The following is a 23,297-nucleotide window of genomic DNA, read 5'->3' on the forward strand; positions in this document are numbered from 1 at the left end:
TTGATTACGATTCCATTGGCCAACTCAGGCGAACACAAACACCACCCTGAGCAGACTCACTGATAGAAACCTCTCCTTGCCCTGCGAACAAAGCTTCAACTCGCTGCTTGAGGTTACTTAAACCGACGCCAGAGCCCATGTGCCCACTAACATGATTCAAGCCAACACCCGTGTCTCTGACTTCAATCTTCAAGTTCTGTCGTTCACGCTTGATGAGCAAACTGATTTCGCCGCCTTCTCGCTTCGGCTCAATACCATGGATGATGGCGTTTTCGATTAAAGGTTGGAGCATCATCGGCGGTAATTCGGTTCTGCCTAGCCCTTCTTCCACCTCAATCTTGTAACTGAGTCGATCACCCAAACGAGTTTGTTGGATGCCTAAGTAAGCCTCAAGTAACGCCGTTTCATTGTCTATGGTGGTGTGTTCTTCGCGTGAGCTTTTGAGCGTCGCACGCAGCAGCGCGGTTAACTGTTCTAGCATTAGCTTGGCTTTATCGACATCTTGCGACATGAGCGCACTGATATTTGCCAAGGTATTGAATAAGAAATGCGGTTCAATCTGGCTTTGCATCTGCTTAAGCTGACTCAGCAACAGCGCACGATCTTGCTCTGCTTTCTCGCGCTTGATGGCTTCCAACTCTCGTTGAGCAACCGCCTCTTTCTCACGCGAGTAAAAATAGAAATAACACATACCGCTAAACAGTAATCCCATTAAGCCAACAGGGATCATATCGGAGATACCAAAATACTCTCCGAGCCAAAATTGCGCATTAATCACCCCAAACAATAAACAGGCAACAAGCGAACACACCACTTCTATCATACGCGGGATGGTTGGAAACAAACGGTCAATCAACCATGAGAAGAAGATAGCCGAATAGCCAAATCCAAAGCTAACCGCTACATGAATGTAAAATGGACCGCCCCAAACCGAGAGCGTCATTGCTGCGATAAAGAGACAAAATGCCGTGGTCACTAATAAGCTACGCGGCCATCCACTTTTCACCACTGATTTTGCTGAACTCATTTAGAATTTCCCTTTGATGTTAAATACAATCATATGCTTATCATTGATTTGTGCGTAAGCAGATTGGCCGTCTCCGGTTAAAAAGCGTGCGGCAACTTCCACTTCTACACTTTGATCGCCAGTATCAATCCATTGGTAGTTAAGCCACTGCGTGACAATCACACCACCATCTTGTGGCGACAGCATCACATCCAACGTGGGGGTTACATCACTTAGCCAGCCCATATCCGCTTTACCGCTCCATGCAGCCCACGCTTCCACATCCCAACTCCAGTGCAGCATTACGTTATGCTGAACGATATTGGCGTGCTGAAACCCTTGGGCGTAGCTTGTCGCAAGTAGAGCGCTGCTAGCCAACAGAGAGTTGTTAGGATCAGGGATCTGAGAGAGTAATTCACCACGCTCTATTGCTTGTTGCCATTCGCCTTTCGACCATGCACGGCTGTCATACCAATATTCAGCAATCACGTTGTGTCCGGCTTGGTTTGCCCAGTTCACCCCAACTAAAGCTTGGAATGTGCTGCCCTGCTCCTCAACCGAAACAGGTTGGTAAAGATCACCCTGCTGAAACTGATAGCCAACACTTTGCTTTTGCCACAGCATGGAACCGTGCATGGCGATGGATTCATCCCACACCGCAATGGCACTGGCTCCAAGTAAACCTCGGCGCACATCATCGTAATAACCAATAAGTTGATACTCGGTATCACCCACCAACGCATAACGACGAATACCAATACCTTGCTGCTCTGCGGCTTGATCAAGTGCACTTTGGTCTTGTTGCCCCCAGCTTGAATCCGTCGCAATCACCGTCCACTCGCCTGCCATATCGTAGTGTGAAAGTGAAAACACACCCGCACCTTCTTCTGCAACTAAGCCAACAGGATTTTGTCGATAAGGCTTAAACAGATCCAAAGGTCGGTAGCCATAACCCACGCCCCAATCCACACGCAACTTACCCAAACTCACATCAAGAGTGGTATCACCGACTTGCCACTCCCCTAGCCAAGCCAGCTCTCGAATCAGCAATTGATTATCTGCTTCACTCCACCAGTCACTCTCTCCTTGTTGATTGAGGTACAAACCTTGGCTGTACAGAGCGAACAAGCCACTGAAGTTCTGATAATTCACCTGCACATCCAACAGTGCATTAAGTGAATCACGAGAACTGCCCTGCGCCTGCATAAATGCGCTGTCATGCTGCTTGGCAGTTTCGTAACTGACAGCCCAATCCCACTCAAAACTCAGCTCATCATTGGCAAAAACTGGGGCTGCTGCGCCCACACACAATGAGGCAGCAATCAACAAACTGGTGCTTTTGTTAAGGTTAGGCTGGTGCGATTTCATGTGACTTCCTTGCTCGTTTTCATGGTTCTATTTAAGGAGTTCAGGCTAAAGCTGAGTCGTATTGGCTTTCGGCAAATAGCTTGGGTTGTAGAACTTGTTGTCCAGCTGCCAAGGCACGATCTCTTGATACTCGATAACGGTCTTTTTGCTCGGCTGAATGCTATCAAGCAAGGTCATCTCACTGACGTAGTCTTCACCGTTGTCGCTTGCACGTCCGTATTGCGCTTGCTTGGCGAGTTTGCCAGAGCGCAAGTAGAGATCGGCTTTGATTGGAAACGCATCTTGCTCAGACAACCACAAGTCGATCTTCTGATAGCTCGCCCCTTTGGTTTTCGCGGTTAACGCAAGGTGATAAGCCGCGACACTTTCTCCGTTCACCGAAACAGTTTCTGTCGCTTTCCATTCACCTAGATAATCTTGGCTCCACGTCAGCGTTGATATGTCACCGATAGACGCTTCACCAAGCAGCTTTTGCATTGGCGTAATTCGAACCGGACGGCGGCTCTTCGGCATTTGTAGCCAATAGTTGTCGCCCATCATCAACATCTTTTGCCCTGCTTCAACCGCCGATTTGAATACCACCAACGATTCACGATTTGGACGCGTGTACACATGGTAAAGGCGGGTTTTATCTAACTCTTGGTCTTGATATAAGCGCACCAGTGACACCACTTTGGAGGAATCATCTTGCAAGCGGTAGCTGTCGGCTTTTTCAATCAATTGCGCAACTTGCTGTGCATCTAGCGCTGTTTCATTTGCACTGACATTCATGCTTGCAACGCCGCTTACCGTCAGCAGTGCAATTGGTAATAGTGATTTGAAATTAAACATAAATCAGTGCCTCCGTAATTGGCTTGTTCACCCCTTTGCGCGCCGAGAAAAACGCCGCAACCAAACAAATCATCAATACTGCGAATCCTGCGACAGCTACCAGCTCCCAAGAGAAGTAAATCGTCAATGGGTAACCTTCTGTGCGTCCTGGCGGTGGCGGCATTTGCACATCCACGACCATCAGTAAAATGGTGACTAGTGCCGTAAACAAAGCGCCGATTAAGCTGCCAATCACCGCAAGTAAGCCTGCTTCGCGCAAGAACCCAGCAATAATTTCGCGAGGGTAGCTACCAAGTGCTGACAAGGTGCCAATTTCACGGGTGCGTTCCGTTACCGAAATGGTCATGGTGTTAAACAGCGCGACAAATACCACCAGTGCCATTACTGCGCCCATGATGCCGAAGATACGGTCGTACAAATCTTTCACTTTGAGATAGAAGAACGCACGTTCTTGCCAAGGCGTAATTTCAATATCTTGGTCACTAAAGTTCTGCTTTTGCTTACTCAGAACCGAAGCCACTTGTTGCTCGACTTGGCTCGTTAAACTGGTATCGAACAGGAAGACAGATAACGCACTGACTTTGTCTGAACCGAGCAGCGATTGTGCGCTGTTGATGTGTACGTACAGTTGGCGTTTATCAAGCTCAGGCACGCCTGTTGAGTAGATGCCACGAACTTTGAAGTCATACGCGTTCAATGCGCCGTCGGTAGTGGTCGCCAGCAAGGTAATCCAATCGCCAACGTGCACGCTTAGATTGTTCGCCAAATCAACGCCAAGCATCACTTCTGGCTCTGCAGGGTCATAACGCGATGCATGAATGTTTGACAGCGTCTGCCCTTCACGCACATCCAAAAACGGTCCTTTCATATCGAATTCGCGCTCGTTCACGCCAATGCCGATAAAGATCGATGACTTGTTGCCGTTGGAAATCAAACCACTGAACTCAACTCGTGGCTGCACACCTCGCACTTCATTCAACCCAATCAATTGCTTGGTGATGTCGTCGGCGTGAGTTAAACCGTTACTCAGTGGCATCTCTTCTTCTTTAGCGAAGTAACCCGGCGTGGTTAACGTCAGATGCCCCGTGTCACGTGCTGTCGACTCTTTTAAACTGTCGTAGGTATACAGACCAAAACCACCCGCACTGGTTAACGCAAACACGGCAATGGCAATGATCAGCATCGACAATAAACTGCGACGGCGATTGCGTTGCAAGTTCAACCAAGCAAGGCGAACTGAAACTGGAATTAGCTTGCCCATGAAACCTCCTCCACACTTGCGTGCGTTTGGGTAATTTTGCCGTCCACCAATTCAATGGTGCGATCGCAGCGGGATGCCATACGAGGGTCGTGTGTAGCGACGACAAAAGTGGTGCCTAGCTCGTGTCCGAGCCCTTTCATAATGTCGATGACCTTGTTGGCAGTTTGGCTATCAAGACTTGCGGTTGGCTCATCAGCAATCACCAACGCTGGTTTGTGCACTAACGCACGAGCAATTGCCACGCGTTGCTGCTGACCGCCAGATAGGTTATCGGGCATGTGATGAATAAACTCACCCAAGCCAACGTGTTCTAGCATTTGTGTGGCGAGCTCGGTTTGTTCTGCTTTTGAAAAACCGTTGAGGTGTAGCGGATACGCCACGTTCTCTAGTGCCGTCATCACGGGGACAAGATTGAATTTTTGGAACACAAAACCAAGCTTTTCTCGGCGTATTTTCGCCGCCTGCATTTGTCCGGTTGGGTATGGGCTGCCTGCAAATGTCACCTGACCTTGGTATTGAGTATCCAGCATGCCAAGCACGTTAAGTAAGGTGCTTTTGCCTGAGCCCGACGGTCCACACAATGCCACCATTTCGCCGGCAAATACTTCACCAGACACGTCTCGCAATGCACACACGGTTTGGCTGCCAAGGGCGTAATCGCGGCTAAGTTGATTAAAAACGATCATGACGCCTCCCTACTATTTCGCTAGCAGCGCTTTCGCGGTTTGCGTTTCTAAATTGCTGTCACCCAACTTCTCCATTTGCGCTAACCATGTTTTGGCTTGTTGGACATCTTCAGCGCGTAGTGCTGCTTCAATGGCGTAGCGATAAATCCACGAAGTAGCCGCGAAAGGTTGTTGGCTAAAACTCGGCTCATCGAGCAATGAAAGGTACAGCTCGTAGCCACGCTCAAAGTGATTGAACATGTCTGGCAGAGAGGTAAACGTAGTGGCTGCCATGGCAGTGGCTAATTGGTATTCCGGCAAGCCTTGTAAGCGCTGTTGCTCTTGCAGTGGAACTGGCTGATTCGCCATTAGATCCAAACCTTTTTGGATTGTGGCAAGACCGCGCTCGGTGAACTTCATCTTGTTCCAAGGCATAAACGCCTCACGACCTTGCAACGTCTCAGCACTGCCCAAGTAAACCAAGGTCACCGGCGTTGCGCCCTGCTCTTCGAGTTGTTTGGATAGTTCGCCATAAACAGTATCAACTAAGCCAGAGTCACCCTGCGCCGCTTGGTTGAATTGACTGAGTGTGCGCTCGCTTGGGTTAGCCAGAGCCAGATTGCTGCTAAGTGCAAATGCGGCGATAAACGTACTTGCCAGTTTAAGAGCTTTGATTGAGCGAGATTGAGAAACCATCATGTACTGTCCTTAGTGGAACGTGATTTGATGGTTTCAGATTAAGGGAGAAGGTCGCACGCTGCTTTTGCATGCGACCAATGGCAATTATGCGGAGTGAATGGTATTGAGAGAGGATGAATGACATTCACTTAAACAGAAAATACAATTCCGTTCATTCGTAACGCTACATTTTTACGGCAGTCACAATAAAAACACTGGCTTAAAATCTGAGGCTAGTGTATTTATCCATCCCACAACTACCCATAACAGACAGTGCGCACTCTCCTTTCTTACACACCTTTGCATGGTGTCTGTTGTTTCGAAATCGAGATTCTTAGCATCGGAATAGTTTGAACTCTTCGAGTTTTAGTTGTTTTCGCACTCAAAATAGGTGCGTTATTAGGTCGTTGAAAATGAATAAGCGTTATTTCCCAAGAGTTGATTTACCACTGCTCATGGCGATCATGCTGTTAAGTTCGCTCACTCTCTGGAGTGCCAGTAGCTTTAATGAGGCGATGCTCTTCAAACATTTGGCGCGCTGCGGACTGACATTAGTTTGTATCTTGGTCATGTCCTCGATTCCAGCGTCCAGCTATCAGCGCTCAGCTCCATATCTCTACATTATTGCGGTTGCTCTGCTACTTGCTGTCGCTTTATTTGGTGATAGCACCAATGGCTCTCAACGTTGGCTCGATATCGGCTTCTTCCGCTTTCAACCGTCTGAGCTAATCAAACTTTCCATTCCAATCATGATCGCCTGGATGCTGCATATTGAAGGAGGTCGACCAGACAGTCGGAAAATTGCGTTTTGCTTACTTATTGCAATGATTCCTGCCGGGTTAATCGCGCTACAACCGGATTTAGACGGTGCAGTTTTTACCATCATTTATGCATTGTTCGTTTTGTTTTTGGCTGGCATGAGCTGGAAAATAATCTGCGGGTTTATTGCGAGCATTTTAACGTTAGCACCTATTTTATGGTTCTTCGTTATGGAAACCTATCAAAAGATCCGTGTAACACAGTTCTTGCACCCTGAGTCCGATCCACTGGGTTCGGGCTACCAAATCATCCAATCTTTGATTGCGATTGGCTCAGGCGGTATGAAAGGCAAAGGTTGGATGAATGCTACGCAAGGAACACTTGGCTTTATTCCAGAAAGTCATACGGACTTTATTTTTTCGACCTATGCGGAAGAATGGGGCTTTGTTGGCAGTTTAGTCTTACTCGCATTGTACTTGTTTATTACTGCACGCGTTATGTTGCTTGCATGTCAGTCTGACCACTTTTTTAGTCGGCTGGTAAGTGGCGCATTAGCGATGAGCTTTTTTCTGTATGCTTTTATCAATACGGGCATGGTGAGTGGCTTGTTGCCAGTAATGGGTAGCCCACTTCCCTTCTTTAGCTATGGCGGCACGGCGATGCTAACTCAAGGTATCTGTTTTGGTGTAATCATGTCGCTGTGTTATTCCAAATATCGTAACGCATAGCTCTGCTTGAGAAAAAGCGATCAAAAAAAGGCTTCCCTGAGGAAGCCTTTTTACAACGATATGAGCGAGTTAATTACAGCTCTGCGTTGTGGTAGACCTGCTGAACATCATCACAGTCATCTAGAAGATCTAGGAATTTCTGGAACTTCTCAGCATCTTCACCCGATACAGGCGTATGAGTTTGCGGAACGAATGTGATTTCTTCAACATCGATCGTTAGATCTGGGAATGCACCGTTAAGCGCAGTTTTTGTTTTGAAGAATTCTGTGTGAGGTGCGAATACAGTGATAACACCGTCTTCTAGCTCAACGTCAGTAACGTCTACGTCTTCCATCATTAGCGTTTCTAGGATGATTTCATCATCGTCGCCTTTGAACTGGAATACCGCTTGGTGGTCGAACATGTGAGAAACCGAGCCCTCAACACCAATTTTCGCACCGACTTTCACAAAGCATTGGCGTACATCTTGGAAAGTACGGTTGCCGTTGTCTGTTAGACAGTCAACGATAACGCTAGTACCGCCAGGACCGAAGCCTTCGTAACGTGCTGGAGTGTAGTCTTCACCACCGCCACCGTTCGCTTTGTCGATCGCTTTATCGATAACGTGCGCAGGAACTTGGTCTTTTTTCGCTTTTGCGATCAGGTGTTTCAAAGACAAGTTCATGTCTGGATCACCACCACCGTTTTTCGCGCACATGTAAATTTCTTTACCGTATTTGGAATAAACTTTAATTTTCGCGCCTGCAGTTTTCGCCATAGAGGCTTTGCGCACTTCAAAACTTCTTCCCATCGGGATGTCTCTCTAAATTCAAATTTAATGCGAAGGATTTTAGCAAAAAGCGAAACCTTTTCAATTTCGCTTAGCAAAGGAATAGGGAGGTTACCTCATTCGTCACATTGGATTGAACCATTGCCACGGTTCGCGTTAAGCGACACCCATTACTCGTTTGTACTTTTCGACCGATTGCTGGAAAAACGCCTTTTCATCAGCATCGTTAATCTTGGACAACTGTTCTTCTATTGCTTCAGGACCAGATTTGGCCTCTCTGAGCTTCCAAACCAAAAACGACGCCTGCTTATCCAGTTCGATTTTGTTTTTTTCGTCAGGCGGCAATAGGGATAGATTAAACGACATTCACAGCCTCAAGGTACTTTAAATACTAGCCGGGCACTATATCACACAGAGTTACAATTACAGAATAGAAACGCACTTAACTTGATCGATTTCAAGTTAACTATTTAGGCACAGCGCTGATTTTCAGTGCTTTTGGTAAATGCTGTTCGAATATTTGTTGTAATCGAGTCTTGGTAACGGGTTTAGCCACGAACTCGTTCATCCCAACATCGAAGCAATGTTGCTGATCCTCTTTAATGACATTGGCACTTAGCGCAATAATTGGAACGTGTTTCCCCCACTCTCCCATTTTTCGAATTCGCTCCGTAGCAATAAACCCATCCATCACAGGCATTTGGCAGTCCATAAAAATCAAATCGAAAGGCTGCTGATCACACAGCTGCAATGCTTCTTCGCCATGGTTGGCGGCACTCACTCGCACACCCAGTTTTTCTAACATGATGCGAACTACCTTCTGATTGACGATGGTATCTTCAACAACCAATACCCAAGGTTTATCATTATCTTGAGGGCTGATTTCGTTGTCTTCCGCTTTCCGGAAATCTAATACATTAAGTTGGTCGGTATAGGTCGATTGCGCATTTATTACAGCAACAGGAATCGAAAATTCAAAACAGCTTCCCAGCCCAAGCTCACTTGTTAGTTGTATTTCCCCTCCCATCAAGTTAACCAACTGTGCAGCTATCGCCAAACCAAGCCCTGTCCCACCATACTTTCTAGTGGTACTACCATCAGCTTGTTGGAAGCGTTCGAAGATTGCTTGTTGGTGCTCTTTCGCAATACCAATACCAGAATCCACAACTCGAAACCGGATATGAGCGGTCTCTCCATCAAGTCGAGATAACGCTACAAGAAGCTTCACATGGCCGCGCTCGGTAAATTTAATCGCGTTGCTCAACAAATTGTTCAGAACTTGTTTCAATCGTGTGGCATCACCTTGCACTTCCGTTGGCAAGTGAGGATCAATATCGCTGAGCAGCTGTAAGTTTTTCTGCTTGGCTTTGACACTATGTAAACTGATGACATCGTCAAGTAGCTCGCGAAGATCATAGCTCGTGTATTCTAGCTCTACTTTGCCAGCTTCAACTTTAGAGAAGTCCAAAATGTCGTCGATGATCGTCATTAGTGAGTGAGAAGAACTGTCAATGATCTCTACAAACTCTTTTTGCTGGGGATCGAGGTCGGTGTCATTGAGCAACGACGACACACCAATAATGCCATTCATCGGTGTGCGGATCTCATGACTCATAGTGGCAAGAAACTCACTTTTCTTACGATTAGCGACTTCTGCCCTATCGCGTTCAGCCTCTAACTCAGTCTGGTGCTCTTTCACTTTCTCAACACTTCGGTTGTATTTCTCTGCCAAAACACTCACTTCATCAAAGCACCATCGTTTAGGGAGAGTCACTTTACTCGGCACTGTACCGCCACGAAAATCGCTCACCGCACCAGACAGCAATTGTAACGGATTGACCAACAAGCGAAACGCCACCCAAAGAACACCAATGATGAGGACAAGAATTTTGATCGCTTCTGTCGTAAGTAGAAAAAAGAACTGCTGCCAAAGATCTTCATATATCGCGCTAAGATCCGATTGAACCGTTAATATCGCGAGATCATACGTTTTATCGCCGACCCGATACTGCATCGGCCAGCTTCTCTCGACAACATCCTCAGAAAGCGCCGAACCTAATTCAATGATAACTTCGTCTTCACTAGCAATACGTAAGTAGTCCACCGAGGGCATACGCATTGCACCTTGAGCTTGTGTCAGCAACAGCTCCCTATCCTCTACCCACAAACTCGCAGAAAAACTCGATAAATAGCTAGACTCAACCTGCTTTAATTCAACATCTAAATGGGCTAAATCTTCGTGAAAAACTCGATATAAGCTCACTGTAGAAATGATGACCGTAAAGATTAAACTCAACGTTAATACCGCCAACATAAGTTGGTTGCCGATACTAAAACGACGTTGAGATCGCTCTTTTTCATCCATATGAAACCGCTCCGATAAACTTGCGCTACTCTAAATATAGCTACGCACAAATAATAATCGAGGATACGATGAAAAGACTTCTACTTAGATTGGCTTTTAGCTTAATTGTTGTAAGTTCTCATGTGACCGCAAATCAAGTGAACTATTACGTCATTGCTGAACAAGCTCGACCATTTCAAATTGAACAACAGGGACAAATGCACTCCGGAATTGTGACCGATATCGTCAGCGCTATCTTCGCGGAGTCGGATTACCAAGTGAATTATCATACTTATCCATTTAAACGTATGATTTCCATATTGGAAGAAGGCGCTGAGCCAAACTGGTTAACTTATGGCAGCCCGAACTGGGGCAAGGTGCAATCGGAAAATTTATCTGAGGAGCCCATTTACACTGTAAAACATGTACTGGTGTCGAGTAGCGAGAAGCCTTTAGAATTCAAAAATATGGATACGATGCATGGTCGTTCTATTGTATTACTGCTGGGGTTTGATTATCCAAATTTAACACCGTTCTTTGAAAATGGCAGTGTCAATGAAATGCGTGTGAAAGACTACAACGCCGCATACCGAGTGATAAGCCGAACCCCTGGAGATACAGCTTTTGTCGAGATGGAATCCCGAGTCCTTTACAACTTAAAGCGACTCAATTTGCCGTTAGAGAATTTTCAGATACAGCCTTTCAGCTCGGTTATTCCTGACTACTCAATCTACCTAGCTTTTTCACCTCAAATGCAACCAGAAACTCAAAATTACATCAATACACGACTCGTTGAATTAAAAACCTCAGGGGAAATTGATGAAATCATTCAAAAGTATCAATGAATCAACTCATTAACAAAAACGCCAACGATGATACGTTGGCGTTTTTGTTTCTGAGAAATCTGTAGAACTTACTTAGTGTGGTTAACAAACTTAGGATCAAACATATGCCCCAATTTACTCGCCTTGGTTTGCAGGTAATGTTGATTACTTGGGTTATTCCCTTCTTGTAATGGCACTCGTTCAATGACGTTAATATCAACCGCTTTTAAGGCGGCGAGCTTGCGTGGGTTATTCGTCATTAGACGCACAGCGTCAATCCCCAAATGCTCTAGCATTCCTTTACAGAACGCGTAATCACGCATATCAGCGGCAAAACCTAAACGTTCATTTGCTTCCACGGTATCTGCGCCATCATCTTGTAAGTGATAGGCACGAATTTTATTAATCAAGCCGATTCCACGCCCTTCTTGACGTAAATAAAGCAGCACGCCACATCCCTCTTTGACGATGTTTTGTAGCGCTCTATTAAGCTGAAAACCACAGTCACAACGCGTGCTAAATAGAGCATCTCCGGTAAGACACTCCGAATGCAACCGAATAAGTGGAGCTGCACTTTTTGTTGGCTCGCCATAGACCAGAGCAAGATGCTCTTTATTTGTCGCGGCTTCAATAAAGCCGTACATCATAAATGTGCCCCACTGGGTGGGCAATTTGGCTTTATCGATAAACTTCACGAGATTGTAAGGCTCAACATGTCTCAGCTCTGCCCGCACATTCATCAGAATCTCTCCTAGATGATTTTCTCCTTTACCATCTCCCCCGTCTCCCCAAAAGGCATCTTTATGAGAATGCTCTGTTAGGCAAGCGTTACCCGTTCTCATTAATTGCTGCGCTAATGGTGGATTTTGTAGAAACTTTTCCCTAACGATGAAAGCCATAACAGCCAACTTTATATCGTCCCAATCGCTTCTGACAAAGTGTTCGTATTTGCGGCTTAAAGCAAACGCTTCGTCAGGGGTGCTTGCGTGCTGAATTTTACTTTGCAACTGAGCATCGAGAAACTTTTGGGCTTGGTAATAATGTTCACTGGTGGGCCAAGTTTGGGAGGATATATTGACTGGGGCATGGCAAAAATTTGAGAGAAAACCGTGGGGCTCATCGGGCTCATAAAAAAGGATTTGATCAACCATACTTGCGCTCCTTGCTTTGTGGTTGCGATAATCAACAAAAAGCATATCGCTACTGATATATCTAGTAACACAAGGTCAGATTGTCAAACTTCTTCGGGACGGGACGTGAGTGTGAAACTCGTGCTTTTGAGGCGCAAGACAGATAAATGGAGGGTTTGAATAAGAGAATAATAGAGTGAAAAAATAAAAAGGGCAGTCCGTCGACTACCCTATTGGTTGCTAAACCAACCTGAGGCGATCAGTGTATCAAGCCAAGCTCCCTTGCTTCTTCAATGGTCAACCCACTTTCACGGATCTCACGTAACGCTTCAATGCGTCTTCTGGCTTCTGCTGATTTCACTGTTTTCTCTGGCTTCACAACGGTTTCCTCATCAGGTAATTCCCATTTGTGAGCGATGTTGGTCATCTCGTCATGGTCGATAGAATTAATGGACATATTTCCTCCGAACACACCATGTTTTCGATGCGTAATCTATAGCAAAACCGGAACAAGGTGGTAAGAAAAACTGTAGGGAAATGTGACCCCTCCCGCCCTTTCGTTAACTCCTTAATAGATTCATCATTTAAGTTTTGCCAAGGGACAAATTTACGATTAAATTTGAGTAATTCCCCCTACGAAAAGTGTGCTGATCTAGCTCTCAATTCTGCTCTTCTTTAGCTTTATCAACGACGAATTACACCACTTCCTGTTTCATCTAACTTTCGAGTCACTTCACTGATTCATGGTTTGATACTTTCTAAAAACCGCCACATCTGATAATGATAATAATTATCTTTTAGATTGGTTAGGTGTTTATATGGATGGTATTAACTTAAGTCATGCATACCACAATGACCCGGTCATCCAGATCCGAGATTTGTGCGTCGATTACATCACTGATAATGGTGATTTTAATGCGGTAAAGTCCGTCAGCTTTGATATCGGCAAAGGCGAAGTATTTGGTCTTGCCGGTGAATCTGGATGTGGTAAAAGCACAATCGCATTCTCAATAAATCGTCTTCATAAGCCGCCAGCGTTCATTTCTGGCGGTAAAATATGGTTTGATGGCAAGGATATCCTTAGTATCTCAGACTCTGAGCTGACCGCTCTAAGGTGGAGTGAAATCGCCATGGTGTTCCAGAGCGCGATGAACTCACTCAACCCTGTCTTAACGATACAAGAGCAATTTGCAGATGTGTTACGACACCATCAAGGCCTCACTAACGCTCAAGCAAAAGATAGAGCAGAAAAGTTGTTGGACTTGGTCAATATTCCTCGAGAACGCTTAGCAGAATATCCTCATCAATTTTCAGGAGGAATGCGTCAGCGGTTGGTGATAGCCATTGCTTTGTCTCTAAATCCAAAACTGATCATTATGGATGAACCCACAACAGCATTAGATGTAGTGGTACAGAGAGAAATTTTACAGCAAATTTATCAGCTTAGAGATGAGTTCGGTTTTTCAGTCCTCTTTATCACTCATGACCTGGCACTCATGAGCCAACTATGTGATCGAATTGCAATCATGCGTCACGGAGAAATCGTCGAAGTCAATCGAGCATACGATATACGCAATCATCCTCAACACCCCTACACGCAAAAGCTATGGGCTTCTTTCCCAAACATCCATGACGTCCACAAACAACCAGAGTTACAAGGAGCGTAACCATGAGCCAGCCTATCATCCAAATGAAAAATGTGATTAAAGAATTCAAAGTGGGCGGTGGTTTAGCGAAAGAGGAAACCTTTCGTGCGCTTCAAGGAGTGACTTTTGATCTGTACGCAGGAAAAACCTTGGCTTTGGTTGGAGAATCAGGCTGCGGTAAGAGTACTTGCGCTCGCTTAATAACCAAAGTCTACCCTGCAACGCAAGGCGAGATCCTTTTCAATGGCACTGACATAAATGAGATCACGTCACGATCGGCTCTACAAGAATATCGCAGTAAAGTACAAATGGTGTTTCAAGATCCGTTTGGCTCTCTCAATCCAACTCATACCATTCGCCATCACCTAACACGTCCTTTAAAAATTCATAAACAAGTCAAAAACGAGCGCGACATCCCAGCCCGCTTGGAAGAGCTTCTAAAGCTGGTGGAACTACCTGAAGAGACATTGAATAAGTTCCCTCACGAACTCAGTGGTGGGCAACGTCAGCGAGTAAACTTAGCAAGGGCTTTAGCGGTAGGTTCGCAAATCATTCTTGCGGATGAGCCTACGTCTATGCTGGATGTTTCTATTCGCTTGGGAGTGTTGAATTTAATGCAACGAATGAAGCAAGAACTGGGAATTGGTTTTTTATACATCACTCATGATCTGGCGACTGCGCACTACATCGCGGAAGAAACCGCAGTAATGTACAAAGGGCAAATCGTTGAATGGGGCGACACTCATTCAATACTTAAGAATCCGCAGCATCCTTATACTAAGCTGTTGATTTCTGCCGTTCCTGATCCTGACTTACCTTTTGGTAACTTAGTGAAAAATGAACCAAACTATTCGATAGATGCCGATGAAATTCGTCAACGTAGCAGCATAATTGTCGACGAATTTGATCAAATAGGGCCAAATCACTATGTAAAACAATGGACCGAGGCAGCGTAATGGATTTGAGTACTTGGCAAGATCAAATCGCAACGTGGTACGAACAGCGGAAACATGATCAAGTAGAAAAATTGGAAACGATCTTATATCAGGTGCCTGATGACGTGTTTGGACCCGAATTGAGTGCTCTTCAAAGTAAAGCGATTGCTTGCTGGTTGGATGGATGTTTACGCGTGTTTCAACATGCAAGCTACCAAGACCCTCAGAAAGCATATCAAACCTTGCTTTATACGAGTGCAAAGCTTGAACAAGCAGCATGCCAAGTCTCGACTGATATTCTGATCAAAGATTGGTGTTTGAGACGACTTCAGCATCTCACCGTTGTGGCGTTAGAGTTTTGTAATCAGCAGTGTGATCAAAACAAGTGGCAGGAACAAGCCCATAGCTTAATCGAATCACATGTTGCGTTGATGCGTTCATTACATTGGAATGAACTCAAGAAGCATGATCAAGGTTTACCTCATTAGTCCGGAAAAATGATCAAGGCTTAATTAGCGGAATTTTAGGCAAAAAAAAGCGAGTTTCCTGAGGAGAAACTCGCGAAGTCTATTCAGAATGAATGTAACAATATGAGCCAATCTATTAATCATCAGAAAGGACAAAAGGTTGTCTATTCGGGATAAATAGTAGTATTAGGCTTGGCTTCTAATGTCAGTGGTTTGTAAGAGTTAAGTCTGTTTTTTATCATCGAAAGACATTGTTACATTTCAAACCGATACATCACACCTATAGCTTGATACACATCAAGCGACACTTTTAAATCGCCATTTCATCCAAGGCACGAAATACCATTTCATCCATGTGACCATCGAAGATTTGACGACAAACTTTCCGACGCACCGCTAACCCCGCAATCAAGCGCTCGATGGTAAGATGCTTAACATCGTTCTGGGTGTTAAACAGCTCGACGGTTTTACTTAATGTCTCATAAGGAATCGGCTCATCCCCTACCCTTAGCCAATCGAGCTTCTCTATGTAATCTGAGCACTCTTCTTTGATTGAGGCATACGAGTGCCCTGTCATCGCAGACAAAGCCGTTATACTGCGTTCTAGAGCCTCTGGTGAGGTATATTTAGATAGAGTAATGGTGATCTCATCAGCATTGATCTCTACCAAATGTTTTCTTTGCTTCACGCGTCGCCCTAAATTTCCTCTTGGAGACGGTGCTTTGCGTTGAATGGGCTCAAATTCGCCGTCTATGATGCCTGAGAGCTCCTCAAGCTGTTGTCGGGTTACCATCTCATTACGAAGTGGGTTTGGCAGCGTAGGCGCCATGTTACGCTTTCCTGCGTTGGTCGTTCGCGCTCGTGAATAACGTAAGACCTCTTCGACATCACATTTGATGTCGATCTGGTAGTCCATCACTTTGTCATTTTCGATCATGGTTTCGATCGTCAGGTGATAACCCCACAAATTAACGACGAATAGATCATCATTCCCTTTTCCATCAGACAAACGCTTTAGTTCTCGGATCAGATCCATGGAGAAACGTCGCCATTCAATGTTACGTGCAAGTTTCTGGTTTAACTCACTCAGTAGCATGCAATCCGTGTGACGACGAACCATGCGACTACGGAAGAAAGAGTAAAGTTGAAACACTAAAGTATGTTGTTTCAAGATCTCTGGCGGAAACAAGAAGAAATAATCGCGCGTTAACAGCTCTTCATAAAACGAAGGTTCCCAAACTAAAATATATAAGTTTGGCTTGATACGAATTTCACCATCGCTTCCCTCCACAGGTGCCTCTTCAGAGGCCGTGATGGTTCGAGCAAGAAAACGAAAACGATCACTTTTGAAGCCCTCTGGCATGTTTTCACTTAGCCAACGTCCAGTAAGTTCATGGAGCTGAAAATCAGTGAATTCAATGCGATCAATGCTATCGCGAATGGAATCACGAGCTGGACCACTGTCTTTTTTGCCTCTGAGCGACAAAATATCAGTGATGTATAGCGGCGTTTTGTTTGGTACGTGAGCCGCATCAAGCTGATACTGATCTTTGTGATGATCATGATACTGAACCGTTAACGTGAAGAGAGCGAACAGGGTCATGAGATCATCCACAGTCATGATATTTTTGGATGATCGCGTCTCGATAACGGCTTTTGTGCCAGAGATCGACACCATGGATTTCTGATAACTTTTTCGAGTTCTTGGTGGCGCAAGTGCTTGGTCAATGATCCCAGCCCAATTTGTTGGAGATACAACAAATTGATCGGCTTCATCTTTCATCGTGGGAGGTGTGTTTAACCCGTGCTCATTCAACAAACGTTTGTTTACTTGAGTCTGAGCCAATGCTTTCGAACGTTTTTGTTTCTCGTTCTGGCGAACTTTGTCGGTAACAAGACTTGTTGCTCCCAACACAGATATAAGCTGATTGGGATTCACAAATTTATGTAGCATCGTTTTACCAGCAAGTCCCTCTTCAAAACGCACTGGAGTTTGAGTAAATAAACCAATATTTACTGCCGCGCGCAAACGTTGTTGCAGGGCTGCGCGTGTGAGTTGCCCATCTGTTGCTTCCACAATCTCTGTGGTTGAAACCAAACCATCCTTGCTGCTGAAGCCTCGTAATGAGATCAGATTAAGCAACTCTAAGATGCTTTTGGTCACCCCTTTGAAATGTTGGTACTGCTCTACCCAATCCGCAGAGGATTCATGTACCTCAAAAAGATGGCCATCTTTGTGGCTTCTCGGTGCTTTAATCAGAATTTTTTCATCAGCCGTCATTTTAGATCCAGATCACACTAGCCGTAGTTGTGCTATGGTTCCGAAGAATAAAGAAAAACAGATCATAAATAAAGAAAAAAGATTGTTTTTTAAATAACTGATCTTTTTGATTAATCTGATCTTAATTGATTATATGATCTAATGATCTGGCTTGGAATTTCTCGCTAAGCTTTTGTTCTATAAGACTATTATTTCCATGTATTTCGGAACTATGATCATAAGAAGTCTGAAAGTATGATCAACAATAACCTGAAAGCATGATCATATTTATTCGTAAGCATGATCATTAAGGTTATGAAAAGATGATCAAAAGAGTCTTGAAACGATGATCATGATGTTTTTACAGGTTATCCACAGATGCAGTATTTAATAATGATCTTCACGATGATTATATTGTGCATTGGTGATGTTATTTATACTCGGATCGATGATCAAGAGCCAATATATCTATCGTTCTGGCGCCCATATTGATGAGATATCACTCATCTGATTAAAATATATTCAAGTCGCTCATATTTAGAAGTAAATCCTAGTCTCTGCTTATTTACAGGAAGCATGATCATAAGAGCGTGATTTATCATAGCAACTTGAGCAATTTCATTGTTCCGGCTTCTATAACGTCAATTTCTGCTCAATCCCCCATTCTGTCTGCACTCAACCGTAAATCAGAGAAGAAAACTCATGCTTCCGAGAGATTCTAAGGCTTGATCATATTTCCGATTAATGGATCTTATTTTATTTGCGTGTTTACACCGTACTCTGCTCAATTTTGCCATGATCATGCTTTCGGATTTGTTTATTAACACGGAAGCATGATCATAAGTATACCTTGATCATACTTCCATAGATGTTTCGCTGGAACTGCCCTATTTTGTTCGGAGACATGATCAAGGTGTTCAGGTCTTTATTGTTCCGATATTACTTACTATTTTTCGTTTAAATTAGGTTGGTCTAACATAATCCGTAATTTAGCTTAAGATTATAATCGTTCCGGTAGAAAATTGATTTACATTGTAAATGAGTGACGCTGTAACACTTTTTTATTTTTAAGTTTAGGTGTCCATTATGAGAAGATTATTTGATTAAAAATAGTTATCTTTTTGACCATAAATCATAAAAGCGTCGATTTGGGTGTTTTTTTATGTGATGGTAATTCAAAATGTTCGTGCACCTTTTTGTTGTTTTTGGTCTTTACTGCTGTACAATTGCAATTATAAATCCTTCCAACGGAATTTGGCATGAAAAGAGAAAAAACGATTGAAAACCTTCTTGAGTTAGCGGAGCTGACTCAGCAGGTTCAAGCTGACCGTATTGAAATTGTTTTAGAAGAGCGAAGCGATAACTACTTCCCACCAATGTCGAAAGCGATGATGGAAACCCGTTCTGGTCTAACTCGCCGTAAGCTCGACGACGCGATTGGTAAAATGGAAGCCGCTGGGCATCAATTTACTAAAAACAACGCGAATCATTATTCAATTACGTTAGAAGAAGCACACATGCTCATGGATGCGGCTGAAGTGCCTAAATTTCATGAGCGTAAAAAGAATTCAGGTAACAAACCTTGGATTATTAATGTGCAGAACCAAAAGGGCGGTACAGGTAAATCAATGACCGCGGTTCATTTAGCGGCATGTTTAGCGCTAAATTTGGATAAACGATACCGTATTTGTTTAATCGACTTAGACCCACAAGGCTCGCTACGTTTATTCCTCAACCCGCAAATCAGCATGGCAGAGCATGATAATATCTATTCTGCGGTAGACATTATGTTGGGTAACGTGCCTGATGGTGTGGAAATTGACAGTGAATTTTTACGTAAAAACGTATTGCTGCCAACGCAATATCCGAACTTAAAGTCGATTTCAGCGTTTCCAGAAGACGCGATGTTTAATGCGGAAGCATGGCAAACGCTATCTGAAGACCCATCACTCGATATCGTCCGTCTGCTGAAAGAGCAACTGATTGATAAAATTGCTGATGACTTCGATATCATTATGATTGATACCGGTCCACACGTTGACCCATTAGTATGGAATGCTATGTATGCATCAAATGCCTTGCTAATTCCTTGTGCGGCTAAGCGTCTGGACTGGGCTTCAACAGTAAACTTCTTCCAGCATTTGCCTACGGTATATGAAATGTTCCCGGAGGACTGGAATGGTCTTGAGTTTGTTCGCTTGATGCCAACCATGTTTGAGGACGACAATAAGAAGCAAGTTTCTGTTTTAACTGAAATGAACTATCTTCTAGGTGACCAAGTTATGATGGCTACTATTCCTCGTAGCCGTGCGTTTGAAACCTGTGCCGATACCTACAGCACAGTATTTGATCTGACAGTAAGCGATTTTGAAGGCGGTAAGAAGACACTAGCCACCGCGCAAGACGCTGTTCATAAAAGCGCACTGGAATTAGAGCGTGTGCTGCACTCTAATTGGCCGTCATTGAATCAGGGGTAATAAGTAAATGGCTTTGAAAACGTCTGAATTAAACGCGAAATTATTTGGCAAAACGAATAAGCGTCGTGTTGTGACTCCGCAAGAGGCGCAAACTGCGGCAAAAGAGAAAGCTCAAACGATTGAACTAGCAGTTGCAGGTGAAAATATTGTTCAGTTTGAACTTGTGCGTATTCCCGCAAATAAAGTTGCGACAGAAACAACAGTATTTGTTGATAACGCTCGTGAGCAATCGTTCTTAAACGAACATGCTTTATCTGATGTTTTGGTCACACTCAAAGAGCGTGGCCAACAATATCCAGCTGTGGGTCGTAGAACTGAAGATGGCAAGATCGAAGTTTTAGATGGTAGCCGTCGTCGCATGTCTTGTATCCTCGCTGAACAAGATTTTTTGGTTTATGTTGCTGACAACATCAATACTGACCATGCTAAGTTTTTGTCTGATGTGGCAAATGCTCACAAGCCGCTCTCTTTATACGAAAAAGGTAAAGAGATGCAAGCTAAGCTTGATAGTGGTGAAGCTGAGGATCAGAAAGCATTGGCAAAAATGTTCCAGTGCAGTGAAGCGTTGGTAAGTGGCGCTTTAAAAGCCGCAGCATTACCGTTAGAACTGCTTCAAGCGTATCCGAATGTTGGCGATCTCGGTCGTCCAACAATCGTGAAACTGCACAAACAGTTTTCAACGCTAACGCCAGAGCAACAGCAAGAGCTGTTAGATAAATGTCGCTCTAGCGAAGGGTTTTTATGGCAGCGAAGCACAGCTCAAGGCGTTGCTCGTCTGACAAAAGAAGTCACGGAAAGCATCGAAAATTGGATTACTGAACTTGCACCAGCAAAACCTGGTAAGAAGACGGAAAAAGTCGACTTAGTAAAAGGTCGAGCAAGCTATAGCCGAAAAGGTAGCAGCCTGGCGTTGAACTTGAAGAAAGTTGACGACAGCTTAATGGAAGAGATTCTTGCGTTTGTACAAACCAAACTGCAATAACAAATGATGATTGAATCAACCGCCTCCGGGCGGTTTTTTTATATCTGAGAAGCGTCAAATTAAAGATGTGATACCATTACGTCAGTTCAACGTTGGATAGACAAAATGCAGACACAATCTGATTTCCTTTCATCACTTCAACATCAAGCTCACCAATCTTTCCAAAGGATTGGTGTTGTCATTCAAGGCGAGGCTTCTTGGCAAAATGCGTTGATGTCAGAGTTCCATAAAACGCAGCGCCATCAACGTTGGTTTTCTGTTGGTGATTTTGGTTTGAAAAACGTATCCAGTGTTTCGTCTAAACAAGGGCACATGTTGCTAGGCAGAGAGTGTGACGTTCTATTGTTTGATGCTCGAAATGGCTTTGACGCCAATAGTTTTACCGCCGCGCTTGGCTCATTGGTTGGCGGCGGTTTTCTTATTGTCATTACTGAGCTGCGACAAAATGCGAATTTTGCTCAGCAATGGATGCACAAACAATGGGAGAAGCTCGTTGTTATTGAGCAAGACAAACCATTGCCAACGGCTCCAGACATCAAGCAAGCAGAAAAAGAAAGCCACTACACGGAACAAGAGCATGCCATTTCTCTAATTGAAAAGGTGGTGACAGGACATCGAAAGCGACCATTAATTTTGACCGCTGATCGTGGACGTGGAAAAACAAGTGCCCTCGGCATTGCGTGTGCGAACTTATTACAGCAGAAGCCGCTTAGAATCTTAATTACGGCACCATCTATAAAAGCCGTTGAGCCTGTTTACCAACATGCTTTGCGGCTACTTCCTAATGCGAAGCGTATTAGGAAGGACAGATTAGAATCAGGGCAGGGAGCCATTCAATTCATTGCTCCTGACGAACTTCTATCGAGCAGACCTGAATGTGATTTGTTACTTGTCGATGAAGCGGCTGCAATTCCAGTTCCTATGCTCAAAAGCATTACCGAACATTATCATCGACTCGTTTTTTCTACGACTGTTCATGGTTATGAAGGTTGTGGCCGGGGCTTTACGATTAAATTTGTTGATTGGCTTCAGAAACAGCGTTCGGGAATGAAAACATGGCACATGACACAGCCCATCCGCTGGAGCATGAATGATGCGCTTGAATCATGGCTCTATGACGCGTTTTTGTTGGATGCGGAGTTAACGCACCATCAACTTAAACAGGTCGACTCAATTTCCCTTTCTAAAGCCGATAAGAACAATTTGATATCGCAGCCTAGTTTGCTGCGTGAGTGCTTCGCTCTTTTGGTGAATGCTCATTATCAGACCTCGCCGAATGATTTGATTCACCTTTTGCAAGACGACAACAGTCAGCTCTATTTTGCTAAGCAAGATAATGCGGTTGTGGGGGTGATATTAGCGGTCGAAGAGGGGGGCCTTGACGATGAATTGATTGAAGAAATCCAGCTTGGTAAGCGTCGTCCTAAAGGACACTTAGCCCCCATTACGATTGCAAACCACCTAGGATTCCCGAATGTCGCGAATCTATCGACGCTGCGAGTCATGAGAATTGCGGTTCATCCAGCATTGCAAGGCAAAGGCATTGGTCAAAAAATTCTGCAGCAACTTGAGCAAATGGCTGCTAAACACATTGCCTACTTATCCACGAGTTTTGGTGCGACGGAAGAGTTGCTCTATTTCTGGCGACAATCGAACTTCCGTACAATTCGCTTAGGGTCAATGCGCGATGCTGCTAGCGGTTGTTATTCAGTCTTGATGGTCAAACCTTGTGATTCCCAGCAGACGGCTTGGGTCGACCAATCTCAGGCGCTATTTGAAGAAATGTTGTCTAACAATGTGGCTGACGTCTATCCAAAATTAGAAGCCCCTATTTTTCGAGCTCTATTGCCGCAACCTTTGGGAATGAGTCCACTTCATCCCGCTAAGTTATTACTAATTGAATGTTATGCTGATGGTGGTAACAGTTATGAGTCTGTGTCTGTGTGGCTTCAACAGTGGTTACTTAATTTAGGTTTGAACTCTGCTTCCGACTTGATGATTAGTAAGCTTTTTCTTAACCTTAGTTGGACTGAATGTGCTCAGCAATTTGGTTTACCTGGAAGAAGGCAAGTTGAGCAGCAGTTAAGGGACGAAGTAAGACACATTTGGAGCGATTTACACTGTAAACAATAAAGGGAAATTTACACTGTAAATGAAATTATTGGGA

20 protein-coding genes are annotated in these 23,297 nt (G+C 44.4%); 8 read left to right on the plus strand and 12 right to left on the minus strand.

Annotated elements, in window-relative coordinates:
- Positions 1–4 precede the first annotated feature (4 nt).
- Genes R7070_RS06155 through R7070_RS06180 form a run of 6 tightly spaced genes read right to left on the minus strand, consistent with a single transcriptional unit; the run spans position 5 to position 5,830 of the window.
- Entirely contained in the window at positions 5–1,027 is a 1,023-nt protein-coding gene (locus R7070_RS06155; protein WP_256900183.1) for a sensor histidine kinase, read from the minus strand.
- Positions 1,028–2,374, minus strand: coding sequence for a hypothetical protein (locus R7070_RS06160; RefSeq protein WP_256900184.1), 1,347 nt, complete (start codon positions 2,372–2,374; stop codon positions 1,028–1,030).
- Between the two features lie 45 nt (positions 2,375–2,419).
- On the minus strand, positions 2,420–3,205 hold the full coding sequence (locus R7070_RS06165) for an outer membrane lipoprotein-sorting protein (protein WP_256900185.1): 786 nt from the start codon (positions 3,203–3,205) through the stop codon (positions 2,420–2,422).
- Complete coding sequence (locus R7070_RS06170) at positions 3,198–4,466, minus strand: ABC transporter permease (RefSeq protein WP_256900186.1); 1,269 nt, start codon at positions 4,464–4,466, stop codon at positions 3,198–3,200. Before R7070_RS06170 ends, R7070_RS06165 begins: the two co-directional genes overlap by 8 nt.
- Positions 4,454–5,152, minus strand: a complete 699-nt coding sequence (locus R7070_RS06175; protein ID WP_053303975.1) for an ABC transporter ATP-binding protein — start codon at positions 5,150–5,152, stop codon at positions 4,454–4,456. Before R7070_RS06175 ends, R7070_RS06170 begins: the two co-directional genes overlap by 13 nt.
- Positions 5,153–5,164: 12 nt before the next feature.
- Positions 5,165–5,830 carry a hypothetical protein gene (locus R7070_RS06180; RefSeq protein ID WP_053303974.1) on the minus strand — a complete coding sequence of 222 codons (666 nt, stop codon included), beginning with the start codon at positions 5,828–5,830 and terminating at the stop codon, positions 5,165–5,167.
- 392 nt (positions 5,831–6,222) lie between these two features.
- Between R7070_RS06180 and rodA the strand changes: the two genes are divergently transcribed.
- Entirely contained in the window at positions 6,223–7,296 is a 1,074-nt protein-coding gene (rodA, locus tag R7070_RS06185) for a rod shape-determining protein RodA (RefSeq protein ID WP_256900187.1), read from the plus strand.
- Positions 7,297–7,369: 73 nt separating this feature from the next.
- Here rodA and R7070_RS06190 read toward each other — a convergent pair whose 3' ends face one another.
- The 3 genes from R7070_RS06190 to R7070_RS06200 all read right to left on the minus strand — a co-directional run bounded on the left by R7070_RS06190 (position 7,370) and on the right by R7070_RS06200 (position 10,430).
- Entirely contained in the window at positions 7,370–8,086 is a 717-nt protein-coding gene (locus tag R7070_RS06190) for a YebC/PmpR family DNA-binding transcriptional regulator (protein WP_005374482.1), read from the minus strand.
- A 135-nt stretch (positions 8,087–8,221) separates the two neighbouring features.
- Complete coding sequence (locus R7070_RS06195) at positions 8,222–8,431, minus strand: DUF3283 family protein (RefSeq protein ID WP_005374484.1); 210 nt, start codon at positions 8,429–8,431, stop codon at positions 8,222–8,224.
- A gap of 100 nt (positions 8,432–8,531) precedes the next feature.
- Positions 8,532–10,430, minus strand: coding sequence for an ATP-binding protein (locus tag R7070_RS06200; protein ID WP_256900188.1), 1,899 nt, complete (start codon positions 10,428–10,430; stop codon positions 8,532–8,534).
- 68 nt (positions 10,431–10,498) lie between these two features.
- On the opposite strand from R7070_RS06200, the gene R7070_RS06205 reads away from it, so the two are divergent.
- Positions 10,499–11,254, plus strand: a complete 756-nt coding sequence (locus R7070_RS06205; protein ID WP_005383196.1) for a substrate-binding periplasmic protein — start codon at positions 10,499–10,501, stop codon at positions 11,252–11,254.
- 68 nt (positions 11,255–11,322) lie between these two features.
- Here R7070_RS06205 and ribA read toward each other — a convergent pair whose 3' ends face one another.
- Both ribA and R7070_RS06215 read right to left on the minus strand, forming a co-directional pair.
- Complete coding sequence (ribA, locus tag R7070_RS06210; protein ID WP_017635221.1) at positions 11,323–12,384, minus strand: GTP cyclohydrolase II; 1,062 nt, start codon at positions 12,382–12,384, stop codon at positions 11,323–11,325.
- A gap of 238 nt (positions 12,385–12,622) precedes the next feature.
- Positions 12,623–12,820: a PA3496 family putative envelope integrity protein gene (locus R7070_RS06215; protein WP_005374493.1), complete on the minus strand. Its 198-nt coding sequence runs from the start codon at positions 12,818–12,820 to the stop codon at positions 12,623–12,625.
- A gap of 361 nt (positions 12,821–13,181) precedes the next feature.
- Here R7070_RS06215 and R7070_RS06220 point away from each other — a divergent pair, with 361 nt between their 5' ends.
- Genes R7070_RS06220 through R7070_RS06230 form a run of 3 tightly spaced genes read left to right on the plus strand, consistent with a single transcriptional unit; the run spans position 13,182 to position 15,432 of the window.
- Positions 13,182–14,030: an ABC transporter ATP-binding protein gene (locus tag R7070_RS06220; RefSeq protein ID WP_005374497.1), complete on the plus strand. Its 849-nt coding sequence runs from the start codon at positions 13,182–13,184 to the stop codon at positions 14,028–14,030.
- 2 nt (positions 14,031–14,032) lie between these two features.
- The gene (locus tag R7070_RS06225; RefSeq protein ID WP_053350124.1) at positions 14,033–14,965 is read left to right on the plus strand and encodes an ATP-binding cassette domain-containing protein; all 933 of its coding nucleotides are present in this window, start codon (positions 14,033–14,035) and stop codon (positions 14,963–14,965) included.
- The gene (locus tag R7070_RS06230) at positions 14,965–15,432 is read left to right on the plus strand and encodes a transcriptional regulator (RefSeq protein ID WP_181881331.1); all 468 of its coding nucleotides are present in this window, start codon (positions 14,965–14,967) and stop codon (positions 15,430–15,432) included. The genes R7070_RS06225 and R7070_RS06230 overlap by 1 nt, the downstream gene beginning before the upstream one ends.
- 289 nt (positions 15,433–15,721) lie before the next feature.
- Here R7070_RS06230 and R7070_RS06235 read toward each other — a convergent pair whose 3' ends face one another.
- Positions 15,722–17,692, minus strand: a complete 1,971-nt coding sequence (locus tag R7070_RS06235; protein WP_017635223.1) for a replication initiator protein RctB domain-containing protein — start codon at positions 17,690–17,692, stop codon at positions 15,722–15,724.
- A gap of 1,238 nt (positions 17,693–18,930) precedes the next feature.
- Here R7070_RS06235 and R7070_RS06240 point away from each other — a divergent pair.
- The 3 genes from R7070_RS06240 (at position 18,931) to R7070_RS06250 (ending at position 23,263) form a co-directional block, all read left to right on the plus strand.
- A complete protein-coding gene (locus R7070_RS06240) occupies positions 18,931–20,148 on the plus strand; it encodes an AAA family ATPase (RefSeq protein ID WP_005374503.1) in 1,218 nt (405 codons plus the stop codon).
- Positions 20,149–20,155: 7 nt separating this feature from the next.
- Positions 20,156–21,130, plus strand: coding sequence for a ParB/RepB/Spo0J family partition protein (locus R7070_RS06245; RefSeq protein WP_005374504.1), 975 nt, complete (start codon positions 20,156–20,158; stop codon positions 21,128–21,130).
- A 105-nt stretch (positions 21,131–21,235) separates the two neighbouring features.
- Complete coding sequence (locus R7070_RS06250; RefSeq protein WP_256900189.1) at positions 21,236–23,263, plus strand: tRNA(Met) cytidine acetyltransferase TmcA; 2,028 nt, start codon at positions 21,236–21,238, stop codon at positions 23,261–23,263.
- Positions 23,264–23,297 lie beyond the last annotated feature (34 nt).

This window comes from Vibrio sp. 1557 (assembly GCF_033340175.1).
In the GTDB taxonomy this organism is placed as follows: Bacteria; Pseudomonadota; Gammaproteobacteria; order Enterobacterales; family Vibrionaceae; genus Vibrio; species Vibrio alginolyticus.